The organism is Streptomyces sp. NPDC008137, from assembly GCF_042957035.1.
Lineage (GTDB): Bacteria > Actinomycetota > Actinomycetes > Streptomycetales > Streptomycetaceae > Streptomyces.
Genome location: NZ_JBIBHN010000006.1, coordinates 142,162 through 157,432, shown reverse-complemented (window position 1 = coordinate 157,432; position 15,271 = coordinate 142,162). Strand labels below are relative to the sequence as shown.

The following is a 15,271-nucleotide window of genomic DNA, read 5'->3' as shown; positions in this document are numbered from 1 at the left end:
GAGAGGGACGGTGTGGAACCCCTCTCACTGGGGACGACCGGGGCTCGGAGGGCGCATACCTTTCTGTACGTGACCGAGACGACTCACATCCAGAGCACGCCACCGGGGGCCGGGGCCGAGCCGCGCAGCCCGGAGTACCGGGTGGCGGTGGACTCCTTGCGCGGGCTGCGGCAGGACCTCATCCATGACGCCTTCGCCTACCGGCCGCTGCCCGGCCGGCGCACCGACGGGCGGTTCGCCCGGCGGCTGCCCGGCCGCCTGCGGGAGTACGCGGCCTGGACGCCACATGCCCTGATCGTCGCGGCGGCCCTGATCTCCGTGGCTTTCGCCACCGTCGACTCCGGCGGACCCGCCGCGCTGATGGGTCTGTTCTGCGCGGTTCCGGTGCTGCTGACCATGGTGCGGCCGGTGGGGGCGTTCTGGGCCTCCATGATCTCCACCCCGATCGTGGCCGTGGTCGGCAGCCGCTGGTTCGAATGGCCGTGGGCGGCCGGCAGCTTCGTCAGCCATCTGACCGTGCTGACGGTGGTGGCGATGCGCACCAGGCCGCGCACGGCCGGGTGGATGTGGGTGCTGACGGCGCTGTACGCCATCGTCGCGGACTCCGGCATAGCCCCGACCTCCATGTACGGCAGCAACTCCGGCGCCATGCTGATCGTCTCGGCGCTGGTCCTGCTCTGCGTCACCGTCCGGCACATCCGCCGGGACGCCGTGCAGGAGGTCACCGCCCAGCAGACGGTCACCGCGCACGAGCGGTCCCGCCGCACCCTGCTGGAGGAGCGCACGACGATCGCCCGCGAGCTGCACGACGTCGTCGCCCACCACATGTCGGTGGTCGCCATCCAGGCGGAGGCCGCGCCCTACCGGGTGGAGAACCCGCCGCCGGAGCTGGAGAAGGCCTTCGCCACGATCCGGGAGAACGCGGTGGCGGCCCTGACCGAACTGCGCCGCGTCCTGGGCGTCGTCCGCGCCGAGGACTACGAGGCCCCGGACGCCCCGCAGCCCACGCTCGCCGACCTGGACGGGCTGCTGGCCAATGTGCGGGACGCCGGGCTGGCCGTGGACAAGGCGGTGACCGGGGCGGTGCGCGAACTCCCGCAGGGCGTGGAACTGTCGGCGTACCGCATCGTGCAGGAGGCGCTGAGCAACACCCTGCGGCACGCGCCGGGCGCGACCGCCCGCGTCGAGATCGGCTACGTGCTCGGCGGGCTGGGGCTGCGCATAGTCAACGGCCCGCCGCCGAACCCCAGCCTGATCAAGCCCTCGCCCGGCGCCGGACACGGCATCACCGGCATGCGGGAGCGGGTGTCGATGCTGAACGGCGAGATGACGGCGGGCCGCACGGACGACGATGGCTACGAGGTGGCGGTGTTCCTGCCGGTCGCCCTGCCGGACGAGGGTGACGCATGACCATTCGCGTGCTGATCGCGGACGACCAGATGATGGTGCGCGAGGGCTTCTCGGTCCTGCTGAACGCGATGCCGGAGATCGAGGTCGTCGGCGAGGCGGTGAACGGCCGGGAGGCCGTCGCGAAGGTCCGCGAACTCGCCCCGGACGTCGTGCTGATGGACATCCGCATGCCCGAGCTGAACGGCATCGAGGCGACCCGCGAGATCGTCGCGGCCGACGGTGCGGCGAAAGTGCTGGTGCTCACCACGTTCGACCTGGACGAGTATGTGTACCAGGCGCTGCGCGCGGGAGCCTCCGGCTTCCTCCTCAAGGACGCCTCGGCCCGCCAGCTCGCCGACGGGGTGCGGATCGTGGCCGCCGGGGAGGCCCTCCTGGCACCCTCGGTGACCAGGCGCCTGATCACCGAGTTCTCCAAGCTCTCCGAGACCCCGCGCCTCATGCCCTCCGCGCAGGCGGCATACGGGGACCTCACCGAGCGGGAGACGGAGGTGCTGGTCCTGATCGCGCAGGGGCTGTCGAACGCGGAGATCGCCGGGCGGCTGGTGGTCGCGGAGTCGACGATCAAGACGCATGTCAGCCGGATCCTGGTGAAGCTGGGCCTCAGGGACCGCACCCAGGCGGCGGTCTTCGCGTACGAGGCGCGTCTGGTGACGCCCGGCTAGCCGGAGGGCGGGGCCCGTTCATGCCGGAACACCCCTGGTCGGAGACGGGGGTCTGGGCTAGCGTCCGTCCATGGCAGCTGCTTCCGACCTCGCGTTCGACCCGTGGGACCCGGCGTTCCTCGCCGACCCGTACCCCGCCTACGCCGAGCTGCGTGCTCGGGGCCGCGTGCACTACTACGAGCCCACGAACCAGTGGCTCGTCCCGCACCACGCGGACGTCTCGGCCCTGCTGCGCGACCGGCGCCTCGGCCGGACGTATCAGCACCGCTTCACGCACGAGGAGTTCGGCCGTACGGCGCCGCCGCCCGAGCAGGAGCCGTTCCACACGCTCAACGACCACGGGATGCTCGACCTGGAGCCGCCGGACCACACCCGGATCCGGCGCCTGGTGTCGAAGGCGTTCACGCCGCGCACGGTGGAGCGGCTGAAGCCGTACGTGGCCGAGCTCGCCGGGGAGCTGGTCGACGGGCTCGTGGAGCGAGGCGGCGGCGACCTGCTGAGGGACGTGGCGGAACCCCTCCCCGTCGCGGTCATCGCCGAGATGCTCGGCATCCCGGAGTCCGACCGGGCCCCGCTGCGCCCCTGGTCGGCGGACATCTGCGGGATGTACGAACTGAACCCGTCGCAGGAGACGGCGGCGAAGGCGGTCCGGGCGTCGGTCGAGTTCTCCGGCTATCTGCGCGAACTGATCGCGGCCCGCCGCAAGGAACCGGGCGACGACCTCATCTCGGGCCTCATCGAGGCACACGACGAGGGCGACCGCCTCACCGAGCAGGAGATGATCTCGACGGCGGTCCTCCTGCTGAACGCCGGCCACGAGGCCACGGTGAACTCCACGGTCAACGGCTGGTACGCGCTCTTCCGCAACGAGCCCCAACTGGCGGCCCTGCGCGCCGACCACACCCTCGCCCCCACCGCCGTCGAGGAACTGATGCGCTACGACACCCCGCTCCAGCTCTTCGAACGCTGGGTCCTGGACGACATCGAGGTCGCCGGCACGACGATCCCGCGCGGCGCGGAGATCGCCCTCCTCTTCGGCTCCGCCAACCACGACCCCGGGGCCTTCTCCGACCCGGCCCGCCTCGACCTGACCCGCACGGACAACCCCCACATCTCCTTCAGCGCGGGCATCCACTACTGCATCGGCGCACCCCTGGCCCGCATCGAACTGGCCGCGTCGATGGGGGCGTTGCTGGAGAAGGCCCCGACCCTGCGACTGGCCGCCGAGCCCGATCGCAAGCCGAACTTCGTGATCAGGGGTCTTGAGGGGCTCAGCGTCGCGGTCTGAGGCGCCGCAGCAGGGCCCAGGCCGCCAGGGCGACGGCGACCCCGCCGAGGAGCGCCAGCGGCAGTTCCGCGTAGAGCACGCTCCAGTCCGGGGCCGCCTCGAACCGCCAGAGCCGCTTCCGGACGCCGACGGCCCACACCGCGAGTCCCGCGCCCGCGCCGACGGCAGCGGTCAGACATCCCGTCGCGGCCTGCGTACGTTGTCCCATGCCCGGCATGGACGTACGCGGGCCGCTGCGCAGTTCCCGGCGCCGCCGCTCAGGCCGTCATGTCCCGGCGTCGCCGCTCAGGTCGTCATGTCCCGGCGCCGCAATCCCGCCAGGCCGGCGCCCACCAGCGCCGCCGCCAGCCCCAGCAGGACCAGCACCGGCTCCCACGCCATCTCCCCGCCGGGCAACTTGGGCAGATGGCCGAAGGGAGACAGGTCCAGCACCGCCTGCGGCACGTCCAGCGCGGGTCCGACCCAGCCGATCAGCAGCACCGCTCCCGCGACACCCCAGGCCGCCGCTGCCGCCCGGGGCAGTACGCCGGTCAGCAGGACCGCGAGGCCGCCGATGACCCAGATCGCCGGGAGCTGAACGAGGCACGCCCCCAGGATCGGGCCGATCTCCTTGCCGTAGCCGACGGCGAGGCCGAGGCCGGCCAGGAGCATGAGGAGCGCCGAACCGCCGAAGGCGATCGCCAGGTGCCCGGCGGCCCAGCGCAGGCGGCCGACCGCGTTCGCCAGGACCGGTTCCGCCCGGCCCGACGTCTCCTCGCCGTGCAGACGCAGCACCGACGCCACGATGTACAGGGCCGCGACCAGGCCCAGCATGCCGACCATCGACGCCAGGAACGCGTCCGTCAGGCCGGACCGGCCGCCCATCCGCTCGAAGATCCGCCGGGCGTTGTCGTTGTCGCCGACCAGCTCGGCCGCGCCCTCGGTCATACGGCCGTAGACGACCCCGGCCAGGAGGAAGCCGACGCTCCAGCCCAGCACACCGCCCCGCTGCAACCGCCAGGCCAGCGCGCCCGCGCTGCCCAGACGGCCGGTCGCCGGACCCGGCCGGGTGGGCAGGAAGCTCATGCCGATGTCCCGGCGGCCGGCCAGCGCGTAGGCCACCGCGCCCTGGAGCAGGACCGCCCCGGCGAGCAGCGCCAGCACCCACCAGCGTTCGTCGGCGTACGGCCGCAGGTTCTCCAGCCAGCCCAGCGGCGACAGCCACGTCAGTACCGACGAACCTCCCCCAGTGCCGAAAGCCTGGGAGGTGCCCCCATCCTCCGCCGAGTCGCCCGCCGCGCGCAGCACGAACGCCGTGCCCAGCACGGCCGCCGTCAGCCCCCGGGCCAGGCGCGCGCTCTCCGTCAGCTGGGCGACGATCGCCGCCATCGTGGCGAAGACCATCCCCGCTCCGGCGATCCCGAGGCCCAGGGCCAGCGCCCCGGCCGCACCCTGCCCGGCGAGTCCGGCCGTCACCAGCAGCGCCAGTACCGCGTTCGCGACCGCCGCCGCCAGCAGGGCCGACGTCAGGGAGGCCCGGCGGCCCACCATCCCGGACGCCACCAGCTCCTGACGGCCGCTCTCCTCCTCGTCCCGAGTGTGCCGCTCGACGACCAGCAGGCTCATCACGGCGGCCAGGACGCCCGCGTAGACGCCGACCCGCCAGGCCGTCAGGGCACCGATCGAGTCGTCGAAGACCGGGCCGATCATCGCGCGCAGAGAGGAGTTGGCGGCCACCTGCCGGATCAGGTCGGCGCGTTCGGCGGCCGTGCCGTACAGGCCCTCCAGCGTGCCCGGCATGGAGAGGACCATCAGGGCGTTGACCCCGATCCACACCGGGATCATCAGCCGGTCGCGGCGCAGCGCGAACCGCAGCAGCGTGCCCGTCCCGGCCAGCTGGCGTGAGCTGCCGGGCCGCACCGCGAAGGCCGTCATCGGGCCGCCACCCCGTCCGCCTCTTCCTGGTAGTGCCGCAGGAAGAGCTCCTCCAGCGTCGGCGGCGTCGACGTCAGCGACCGCACACCGGACTCGCTCAGCGACCGCAGGACGCCGTCCAGCCGGTCGGTGTCGACCTGGAGCCGGACGCGGCGCCCCCGCACGTCGAGGTCGTGGACGCCGGGCAGCTCCGCGAGCCCGTTGGGCGGTCCCGCGAGTTCGGCGACCACGCTGGTGCGGGTCAGATGCCGCAGGTCGGCGAGCGACCCGGTCTCGACCGTACGGCCCTTGCGGATGATGCTCACCCGGTCGCACAGCTCCTCCACCTCGCTGAGGATGTGGGAGGAGAGCAGGATGGTCCGGCCCCGGTCGCGCTCCTCCTCGACGCACCGCCGGAAGACCTCCTCCATCAGCGGATCAAGCCCCGAGGTCGGCTCGTCCAGGATCAGCAGATCGACGTCCGAGGCGAACGCGGCGACCAGGGCGACCTTCTGCCGGTTGCCCTTGGAGTACGTACGGCCCTTCTTGGTGGGGTCGAGTTCGAAGCGCTCGATCAGCTCCGCGCGGCGCCTCGTGTCCAGTCCTCCGCGCAGACGGCCGTAGAGGTCGATGACCTCGCCGCCGGAGAGGTTGCGCCACAGCGTCACGTCCCCCGGGACGTAGGCGATACGGCGGTGCGCCTCGACCGCGTCCGTCCACGGGTCGCGGCCGAGCACCTGAGCGGCGCCCGAGTCGGCGCGCAGCAGGCCGAGCAGGACGCGGATGGTGGTGGATTTCCCGGCGCCGTTGGGGCCGAGAAAGCCGTGGACCTCGCCGGGGGCGACCTCCAGATCGAGCCCGTCGAGAGCGTGTGTCCGCCCGAAGGACTTGTGCAGTCCGGAGACGGTGATGGCCTGCGTCATGCTTCAGAACGTACGTTTCTTTCAGAAATTTGTGAAGTTAAGGAAGCGTATGAATCGCGGATAGGGTGGATCACATGACGGAATCAGCCGGAGGCGGCCGGGACGCGGAGGCCGTGTCGAGGTTCGTGGAGTCCTTCGCGGCGCAGCTCGTCGAGGCCGGTATGCCGCGGATGCCCGCCCGGGTCTTCGCCGCGCTGCTCGCCTCCGACGAGGGCTCGCTGACCTCCGCCGAACTGGGCGACCAGCTGCGCATCAGCCCCGCGGCGGTGTCCGGGGCGGTGCGCTACCTGGCCCAGACGCACATGGTCTCCCGCGAACGGGAGCCCGGTTCCCGCCGCGAGCGCTACCGCGTCCACGGCGACCAGTGGTACGAGGCCCTCACCAACCGCGAGGCCGTCCTCAAGCGCTGGGAAGGCGCCCTGCGCGAGGGCGTCACCAGCCTCGGCGCCACGACCCCGGCGGGCCGCCGCCTCTCCGAGACCCTCGCGTTCTTCGAATTCCTCCAGGGCGAGGTCGGGTCGATGATGGAGCGCTGGCGGGTGCACCGGGAGAAGACGTTCGGGGTGGAGTGACCGGCTGGCTACACTGAGTGGTGGATGGTCTGCATCCAAGGGGAGGGCGCATCATGACACTCATGGCAGAGCGACCGGTGATGAGCGGTACCAAGCCCCACAGCGGCTTCGAGGAGCTCTTGAGCGCACTCGACGAGCTGAACGTGCCCGACGGCTACAAAGCCGAGATCGTCAGGGGGAACATCGTCGTGTCGCCGTGGTCGAAGGGGTACTACCGGCGCGTCATGCGTCTGGTGTGCAGCCAACTGGAGCCGCATCTGCCCGAGCGGCACGTGATCGAGCGTTCGCCGTTTCTCTATGTCTTTCCAGGGCACGAGCGGGCCTTCGGGCCGGACATCCATGCGGCCCATGAACGCGTCTTCGAGACGGACAGGAACCAGTTGGACGGCGAAAGCCTGTCCTTCGTCGCCGAGCTGACCTCCCCCTCCACCCGGACCGACGACCTCACCGACAAGGTCGACGTCTACGCCAAGGCCGGTGTCCCCGTCTACCTGATCCTCGACATGCAGGAACAGCAGGCCGTCGTCTACGGGTCCCCGTCGGCGAAGGGCTACGAGCTCCGGCTCTCCAAGCCCTTCGGGGAGAAGCTCGACATCCCGGACCCGTTCGGCTGCACCCTCGACACCACCGGATTCCAGCCCCCCGAGAGCTGACTCAGGCCCCCGCCGGCACCGTCAGCCCCCAAGCCCCCTCCCGCACCCTCCACGTCCGGGTCCGCACCGGCCCCGACACCACCGTGTCCGCGCGGTAGCGGAAGTGCGCTCCCGAGACGGTCACCGTGCGGCCCTGGGCGAGCAGGGGAGAGGCCTCGGCGCCCACGGACACGGGGCGGACCTCCACCGAGGCCGTTCCGGAGGCCGTGGGGGACACCGAGACCGCCTCCACCGGCTGGTGCAGGTCGACGAGGGTCTCGCCGTCCACCTCCACCCGCAGCCGGGAGGGCCCGGGCTCCGGCGCGGCGACGAACCGGGAGGGGCGGCCGGCCGGCACCAGGGTCCGGACGAGGGACTGGCAGGTCCGCAGCCACGGGCGGCCCGTGGTGTCCTCGGGGCCCTCGGCCGCCGGGAAGGGCGACAGCGGCGGTATGCGCAACGCGCCGAGCACCACCCCGTCGCTGTCGTCGACCATCAGGTCCATCCGCCGCTCGACCCCGTCGAGCACCGCCCGGGCCGCCGCCACCGTCCCCGTCGGCACCCCCAGCGAACGCGCGAGGGACAGCACGCCCCCGACCGGCACCACCGACAGCGCGCACCCCGACAGCTCCCGGTGCCGGTGCAGCAGCGACACCGCGCGGATCAGTGCCCGGTCGTCGCCCACCACCACCGGGCGCCGCGAGCCCCGCCGGGCCAGCGCCCGGGCGAACTCCTCCGGCCCCTCCGGCAGGCACACCTTCGTGCCGGCACCCCCGCTGAGCACGTCTTTCGCGATCCGCACGGACTCGTTGTCCGTCCGGCGGGCGACCGGGTCTATGACCACCAGCAGCTGCTCGGACGTCGGAGATATCGCCACCTCGGCCATGCCTCGCTTCCTCGGGTAGCATCTTTGTGCAAGAGCCCCTTGCGCTATTGCGCCAGGGGCTTCGTCTATTCCGGGGCATCCGGTCCGACGGTTGGCGGCCAACGGCGGTCGCGGTGCACACGGTGGTACACCGCCGCGTTCGCCCTCGACCATGGACATGCCCCGCCCGGAAGGGGTGTACGCGCGTGCCCGCACTTGTGCTGCTCGGTGCTCAGTGGGGTGACGAAGGCAAGGGAAAGGCCACCGACCTGCTCGGTGGATCCGTGGACTATGTAGTGCGCTACCAGGGCGGCAACAACGCCGGCCACACGGTGGTCGTGGGCGACCAGAAGTACGCACTGCACCTCCTCCCTTCCGGAATCCTGTCTCCCGGCTGCACGCCGGTCATCGGTAACGGTGTCGTCGTCGACCCGTCGGTCCTGCTCTCCGAGCTGAGCGGTCTGAACGAGCGTGGTGTCGACACCTCCAAGCTCCTCCTCAGCGGCAACGCGCACATCATCACGCCGTACAACGTCACGGTCGACAAGGTGACGGAGCGCTTCCTCGGAAAGCGCAAGATCGGCACGACCGGGCGCGGCATCGGCCCGACCTACGCGGACAAGATCAACCGTGTCGGTATCCGTGTGCAGGACCTCTACGACGAGTCGATCCTCACGCAGAAGGTCGAGGCGGCCCTCGACATCAAGAACCAGGTCCTCACCAAGCTCTACAACCGGCGCGCGATCGCCGTGGACCAGGTGGTCGAGGAGCTGCTGGCCTACGCCGAGAAGCTCCGCCCGTACGTCTCCGACACGGTCCTGGTCCTGAACCAGGCCCTGGAGGACGACAAGGTGGTCCTCTTCGAGGGCGGCCAGGGCACGCTCCTCGACATCGACCACGGCACGTACCCCTTCGTCACCTCCTCGAACCCGACCGCGGGCGGCGCCTGCACCGGCGCCGGCGTGGGCCCGACGAAGATCAGCCGGGTCATCGGCATCCTCAAGGCCTACACGACCCGGGTCGGCGCGGGCCCGTTCCCGACGGAGCTCTTCGACGAGGACGGCGAGGCGCTGCGCCGCATCGGCGGCGAGAAGGGCGTGACCACCGGCCGCGACCGCCGCTGCGGCTGGTTCGACGCGGTGATCGCCCGCTACGCGACCCGCGTCAACGGCCTGACCGACTTCTTCCTCACCAAGCTCGACGTCCTCACCGGCTGGGAGCAGATCCCGGTCTGCGTGGCGTACGAGATCGACGGCAAGCGTGTCGAGGAGCTCCCGTACTCCCAGACCGACTTCCACCACGCGAAGCCGGTCTACGAGATGCTGCCGGGCTGGAGCGAGGACATCAGCAAGGCCAAGTCCTTCTCCGACCTGCCGAAGAACGCCCAGGCCTACGTCAAGGCGCTGGAGGAGATGTCGGGCGCCCCGATCTCCGCGATCGGCGTGGGTCCGGGCCGGGACGAGACCATCGAGATCAACTCGTTCCTCTGATCCCGGGTGACCTCCGGTCATTCACGACGCATCCCCAACTGCTCCGTTTGCGCGGGTAGTTGGGGATGTTAGTTTTGTAGCTTCAGTTGCTGTGGGGTACTGGTGTTCGCCGAAGGAGCAAGGTGCGCATCACACTGGCTGTCGCGACGGAGACCGGGGAGCGCGCGGGCGCCACGGACGACCTGTACGACTGGTTGCGTCAGGATCCCGAGCTGCGGGGCCTGGTCCGGCGGGAGGCGCCGGCCGGCGCTCCCCCGGGAGCCATGGGCGCGTGGAGCGAGGTGCTGAGCCTGCTGCTGGCACCGGGCGGGCCGACCGCGGCCGTCGGGGCGGCCGTCGTGATGTGGTTGCAGAACCGCCGGGGCAACCAGACGGTCACCATCAACCAGCCGGACGGGACCCAGATCGTGGTCACCTCCGAAAAGGTGCGCGGTCTGACGGCCGAAAGCACCAGTGACCTGGCCCAGCGGGTGACGCAGGCCCTTCAGCAGCCGTCGGCCGCCGACGCGCCGGACACCGGGGAGGGGCCCGGCAGCCGCCCGGCCGGACGGGAGAACTGAGCGTGCCGTTACGGGGGAGGCCGGACCTGACCGGGCCGGGCTGCCACGCGGTGGTCGTGGGCACCGGAAACCACCCGGGTGACCTGCTGCGCCCCCTGCCGTCCGCCGTACCGTCGGCGCGGGCCCTGGCCGAGGTGCTGGCCACGGAGTGCGGCATGGGCGACCGGGTACGGCTGTTGTGCGACCCGCGGTCGCCGAGCGAGGTGCTGGCGGCCCTCGCCGAGGCCGTGGACCGCGCGGGGCCCACACAGGGGCGGTACGAGAGCGGAGTCGTCGTCTTCTGCCACGTCGGCCACGGACTGCGCGGGCCGGGCGGGCGGCTCTATCTCGCCACCGCCGCCACCAGCTCCCTCACCGACACCGCGCACTCGGTGCCGTACTCCGAGATCGAGCGCTATCTGAGCGACGGGCCCGCGGATCCGCTCATCGTGCTCGACTGCTGTTTCGCCGGGAACGCGCGCGAGCCGACCCGTCCGACGACCTCGGATCCGTTCGGCGGCAGCCGGCCCCAGGGCAGCTACCTGCTGGCCTCCGCTCAGCGCGACACCCTCGCATACGCTCCCGAGGGTGCCGAGCACACCCTGTTCACAGGCCATCTGCTCAGCCTGCTGCGCTACGGCGACACGGGCGGGCCCCGCCTGATGACCCCGGGCAGCCTCTACCGGCTCCTCGACCAGCGCCTCCAGGGCGGCCCAGCCCGGCCCTACGGCGGCGGCACCGCGCGGATGGCGGAGCTGGTTCTCACGGCGAACGGCCGCTACGCTCCCCGTCCCGCGGCGGAGGCCGGCCCCGCCGCGGACCCGGACGCGGTCAGCCCCTATCCGGGCATCGTGCCCTTCCTGCCCGAGCAGCACCACCTCTTCTTCGGCCGCGAGCAGGTGACCCGCGAGCTGCTGCGGCGGGTGGCGCAGTCCCGGCCCGGTGAGCCGCTGGCGGTGATCGGCACTTCGGGTGTCGGCAAGTCCTCGCTGCTGCGGGCGGGGCTGACCGTGGCGGCCGACGAGGCGGGGCTGGGGCCGGTCCGGATCGTGGCGGCTCCGGGGGCGCATCCGCTGCGGGCGCTGGCCGCGGCCTGGGCGGCGGCGATGGGGCGGCCGGTGGCGGAGGTCGAACGGGACCTGGAACGGGGGAAGTTCGGGCAGACCGGCACCGCTGCCACGGCGCCACCCGGCGTCCTTGTCGTGGACCAGCTGGAGCAGTACTTCACGCACGGCGCCGACCCCGCCGAGCAGCGGCGATTCGCGGCCGCGCTCACCGCGTCCGACGGTCCCCGGATCGTGCTGGCCCTGCGCGCCGACTACCACGACGACGCCCTGCGCGACGGTCACCTGGGTCCGCTCGTGGCGCGCGAGCACTTCACCGTGCCCGCGCTCCACGACGCCGAGATCGAGGCGGCCATTGTCGGACCGGCGCGGTACGAGGGACTGGAGTGGGAGCAGGGCGTCCCGCAGATCCTCCGGCGCGAGGTGAGCGAGGAACGTGCGGGCAGCAGCCCTGGGGACGCGGCCGCACTGCCGTTCCTGGCCCACGTCCTGCGCGAGATATGGCTCCGGCGACGCGGTACGACCCTCACCTACGCCGCCTACCAGGAGGCGGGCGGCATCCGTGACGCCGTCGCCCGCACCGCCGAGCGGATCTATGCCGACCTCGACGTCGACGGCCAGGGCCGCCTGCGGCAACTGACGCTGGCCATGGTCCGCGTGGCCGACGGCGAGGGACGGCTGGTGCGCCGCCGGGCGCCACGGGAGGAACTGACCGGCTCCGAGGACCTGCTGCGCCGCCTCGCCGACGCGCGCCTGGTCGTCGTGGACGAGCAGGGCGGGGCACAGCTCGGCCACGACTCACTGCTGTATGCCTGGCAGCGGCTGCGCGACTGGATCGACGAGGTGCGCGACGATCTGCTTCGGCTGCGGCGGCTGACGGAGGCGGCGGAGTCCTGGTCCGAGCACGGCAGCGGACTGTGGACGGGCACCAGCTTGGACGAGGCGAAAGCGCTGGTGGAGACCGAAGGGCCGGCCCGTCCGCCCGTCCGTCAGGTGGTACGCGACTTCGTCGCCGCCGCCGACCGGGCGGGGCAACGCAGACGATCGGTCACCCGCGCCTGGATCGCCGGGCTGGCCGCCCTCGCGCTGGTGGCCGGGGTGCTGGCGGGCTGGGCGTCGTACGAGAACGGCCAGGCGGCCGACCGGGAACGGAACCTGATCGCCAGGGAGCTCGCCGCGCAGGCCGACGCCATGCGCGAGCACGACCCGCAGACGGCGCTGCGGCTCAGCCTCGCCGCGTACCGCACCGCGGCGACCTCGGAGACCCGGTCGAGCCTGTACGCGGCGGCCACGACGGTGGCGCCGGCGCACCTCACACCCGCCGACAAGGAACACGAGCCGGTCCTCCAACTGGCTTTCAGCGCTGACGGCGAGGTGCTGGCCGCCAGCCATGGGGACGGGAAGGTAGGGCTGTGGGACGTTTCGAAGCCGTCTGCGCCCGTGGAGGCGGGCCGGATCTCGGTGGACGGCGGCGCGGCCATCGCCTATCACCCGCGGCAGCGGCTGCTGGCCGCGCAGACGGCGACGTCACTGACGCTGTGGGACACCACGGACGCACAGAACCCCGGGCGGGTGGCGCGGCGATCGATCACCAAGGGCCAGACCTACGCCCTCGCGTTCAGCGGGGACGGCCGGACGCTGGCGGCGGGCAGCAAGGCGGGACGCCTGCGGCTGTGGAACGTGAGCGATCCTTCCAGCCCGTCGCTGCGGTCGCAGCGGACGATCGCCGAGGCGGCCGTGATCTCGCTGGTCTTCACGCGCGACGGAGACCACCTGATCACCGGTAACGGGGTCGGGGAAGGGCGGAGCAAGGCACCCGCCCAGGTGCGGCTGTGGGACCTGGGTGATCCGGACCGGCCCGTGCTCCGGGACACCGAGTCGGCCGAGACGGTCATGGCGGTCGCGGCGCATCCGAGGCGCGACCTGGTCGTCGCGACCGGGGGCAGCGGCAAGGTCGCCTGGTGGGAGACGGAGGGCGGACGAGAACTGCGGCGCGTCGAGGTGGAGGAGTACCGCGACCGCTGGGGTGCTGACACACTCGGCATCCCGTCGCTCAGCTTCAGCCCGGACGGCAAACTCCTCGCCGGAGCTGACAGGGGGTTCGGCGTTCAGCGTGCCGATGTGACCGGGAAGCTGTCGGAGGTGGCGGACCGGCCGCTGGGCGACCCGCTGCCGACGGGCGAGCCGGCCCAGTCGGTCGCCTACAGTCCGGACAGCCGGTATCTGGCATCCGGTGACGTGGGCGGAGAGATACGGCTGTGGCCCGGCCGGGCCTGGGCACCTGTGATCGAGGGCAGTCCGGTCGCCCCCTTTCAATCAGGCACCAGTGCTTTCAGCAGCGACGGCAGGCTGGTCGTCGCCCGCAGCCCCAGCGCGGACCATTCGGCCCCGACCCGGGTGTGGGACATCAGTGACCTCCGTGCTCCGAAGGTCCGCTACACCCTGCCGGAGGGCTGGGAGGCGAAGTACTTCCTGAACGCGAACAAGAAGCCCGTCATCCTCGCGCACCAGTGGAGCGGAGGCCTGGAGCACACCTTCCAGTTCTGGGAATTCGGCCCCGAGGGCCAACCGAGGAGGGGCGCCGCCATCCCGCTCACCGCCGATGTCCCGCGTGTCGTGGTCAGCTCAGACAAGAAACTGCTGGCGGCGGGCTCGGCGGAGGAGCGGGGCATCGCCCTGTACGACGTCCGGGACCCGGCCAACCCGGTACGCCGGGCGACGGTCGACGCGCCGGTGAGCGGCGACCTCCTCCGATCGGGAGATCTGTGGTTCGCGGGGAACGACACACTGGTGACCGTCGAGAAGGGGGAGGACCTCAGACTGTGGGATGTCTCCGACCCGGCCAGGCCGCGTAAGGGCGGGCTCATCGAAGAAGCGGCGCTGATGGGCAGCGCGATGTACGACGACGCGTCCCAGCAGCTCATCACCGAGGCCTCGGGCAACGAGATCCGCCTCTGGGACCTGAGCCGGCCCGCGCACCCCGTGAGAGGCGGCCGGATCCCTGCGGCCCCGGGCAGGTACTTCCCCCTGGCCAACGGCGAGCTGGCGACGTCCCTCAGTGACGGAACCGTCCACTTCTGGGACGTCACCCATCCCAAGAACCCCAGGAAGACGCACGATCTTCGGCTCGACCGCGCGGTCACCCGTGTCTCCATGGCCCCGGACGGCCGTCACGTGGTGACGCACATGCCGTACCGCATCTGGACTGTGGGCCCGGACGGCAGGTGGGACTTCCCGGAGTTCGTGGAGCTGCCGGACGCGAAGGAAGTCCGCGTGCCGCCCTCGCGCTCGCCCGAGGGCCCCAGCTGGCTGGCGGTGACCTTCGACCGAGGGTCGAGCAACTCCCTGGCCGACGACAACGCCTACGTCCTGGACTTCGACACCGACCGCATCTACCGGCAGATGTGCGAGTCGTACCCACTCAGCGTCCCGAAGGACCAGTGGGAAGGACTCCTCCCTCATCTGTCCTACCGCGAGTCCTGCGGCTGACGCTCCGCCGTGAAGGCGGCCCGCCCCGTCTCCGTCTTGTTCTCACCCCGCGCCATTGCGGTCATCCCCGAACTCAACCGAAGTCAACCGGTCACAAGTGGCCGCTACCCGTATCCGAACCTGTCCGGCCGGCTGCTCGGGGTCATGGAGAACCGTAGTCCTGGGCGGCGCGTCCCACCGTTCGTGGCCATCCGGTGTCACCCCCCTCACGGCGGGCCCGAACCGCATCTCGTACATCCCGGTCCCCTGCTCTCGACGGTGTGACCTGGCCCCCTTCCTGGCGGACCGCCCCACGGCCGCCGACCGCCCGGTCCACCCGCGGCTGCTCCTCGCCGCCCTTCACTCCGCCGAGTGAAATGTGTGAACTGCCGCCTGGGAAAACCCAGTTCCGGCTTGCGTTCGTCGCTCTGCGTGGCCATAGAGTCGCGCCAACAAGCCAAGTCG

Annotated in this window: 12 protein-coding genes; 8 read left to right on the top strand and 4 right to left on the bottom strand. The window is 71.7% G+C overall.

All coding sequences use genetic code 11. The annotated features are described in order from the left end of the window. Positions 1-69: 69 nt before the first annotated feature. The 3 genes from ACFZBT_RS12365 to ACFZBT_RS12355 all read left to right on the top strand — a co-directional run bounded on the left by ACFZBT_RS12365 (position 70) and on the right by ACFZBT_RS12355 (position 3,360). Positions 70-1,410 carry a histidine kinase gene (locus ACFZBT_RS12365; protein ID WP_391101795.1) on the top strand — a complete coding sequence of 447 codons (1,341 nt, stop codon included), beginning with the start codon at positions 70-72 and terminating at the stop codon, positions 1,408-1,410. After that, positions 1,407-2,072, top strand: a complete 666-nt coding sequence (locus tag ACFZBT_RS12360) for a response regulator (protein WP_391101792.1) — start codon at positions 1,407-1,409, stop codon at positions 2,070-2,072. Before ACFZBT_RS12365 ends, ACFZBT_RS12360 begins: the two co-directional genes overlap by 4 nt. Before the next feature lie 70 nt (positions 2,073-2,142). Then, entirely contained in the window at positions 2,143-3,360 is a 1,218-nt protein-coding gene (locus ACFZBT_RS12355) for a cytochrome P450 (RefSeq protein ID WP_391101789.1), read from the top strand. Here ACFZBT_RS12355 and ACFZBT_RS12350 read toward each other — a convergent pair. The 3 genes from ACFZBT_RS12350 to ACFZBT_RS12340 form a co-directional block, all read right to left on the bottom strand. Further along, a complete protein-coding gene (locus ACFZBT_RS12350) occupies positions 3,344-3,568 on the bottom strand; it encodes a hypothetical protein (RefSeq protein WP_391101786.1) in 225 nt (74 codons plus the stop codon). The genes ACFZBT_RS12355 and ACFZBT_RS12350 overlap by 17 nt on opposite strands. 77 nt (positions 3,569-3,645) lie before the next feature. After that, positions 3,646-5,274: an ABC transporter permease gene (locus ACFZBT_RS12345; RefSeq protein WP_391101783.1), complete on the bottom strand. Its 1,629-nt coding sequence runs from the start codon at positions 5,272-5,274 to the stop codon at positions 3,646-3,648. Further along, on the bottom strand, positions 5,271-6,176 hold the full coding sequence (locus ACFZBT_RS12340; RefSeq protein WP_391101780.1) for an ATP-binding cassette domain-containing protein: 906 nt from the start codon (positions 6,174-6,176) through the stop codon (positions 5,271-5,273). Before ACFZBT_RS12340 ends, ACFZBT_RS12345 begins: the two co-directional genes overlap by 4 nt. A gap of 74 nt (positions 6,177-6,250) precedes the next feature. Between ACFZBT_RS12340 and ACFZBT_RS12335 the strand changes: the two genes are divergently transcribed. Continuing rightward, on the top strand, positions 6,251-6,748 hold the full coding sequence (locus tag ACFZBT_RS12335; RefSeq protein ID WP_391101778.1) for a MarR family transcriptional regulator: 498 nt from the start codon (positions 6,251-6,253) through the stop codon (positions 6,746-6,748). Positions 6,749-6,801: 53 nt separating this feature from the next. Then, on the top strand, positions 6,802-7,401 hold the full coding sequence (locus ACFZBT_RS12330) for a Uma2 family endonuclease (RefSeq protein ID WP_391101776.1): 600 nt from the start codon (positions 6,802-6,804) through the stop codon (positions 7,399-7,401). A 1-nt stretch (position 7,402) separates the two neighbouring features. Here the strand turns inward: ACFZBT_RS12330 and ACFZBT_RS12325 are convergent, their stop codons facing one another. Further along, entirely contained in the window at positions 7,403-8,266 is an 864-nt protein-coding gene (locus ACFZBT_RS12325) for a diacylglycerol kinase family protein (protein WP_391101774.1), read from the bottom strand. Positions 8,267-8,451: 185 nt separating this feature from the next. Between ACFZBT_RS12325 and ACFZBT_RS12320 the strand changes: the two genes are divergently transcribed. The 3 genes from ACFZBT_RS12320 to ACFZBT_RS12310 all read left to right on the top strand — a co-directional run bounded on the left by ACFZBT_RS12320 (position 8,452) and on the right by ACFZBT_RS12310 (position 14,827). Continuing rightward, positions 8,452-9,735, top strand: coding sequence for an adenylosuccinate synthase (locus ACFZBT_RS12320; protein WP_391101772.1), 1,284 nt, complete (start codon positions 8,452-8,454; stop codon positions 9,733-9,735). A gap of 122 nt (positions 9,736-9,857) precedes the next feature. Continuing rightward, entirely contained in the window at positions 9,858-10,295 is a 438-nt protein-coding gene (locus ACFZBT_RS12315) for a hypothetical protein (RefSeq protein WP_391101769.1), read from the top strand. 2 nt (positions 10,296-10,297) lie between these two features. Beyond that, on the top strand, positions 10,298-14,827 hold the full coding sequence (locus tag ACFZBT_RS12310) for a caspase family protein (protein ID WP_391101766.1): 4,530 nt from the start codon (positions 10,298-10,300) through the stop codon (positions 14,825-14,827). The last annotated feature ends 444 nt before the right edge of the window (positions 14,828-15,271 follow it).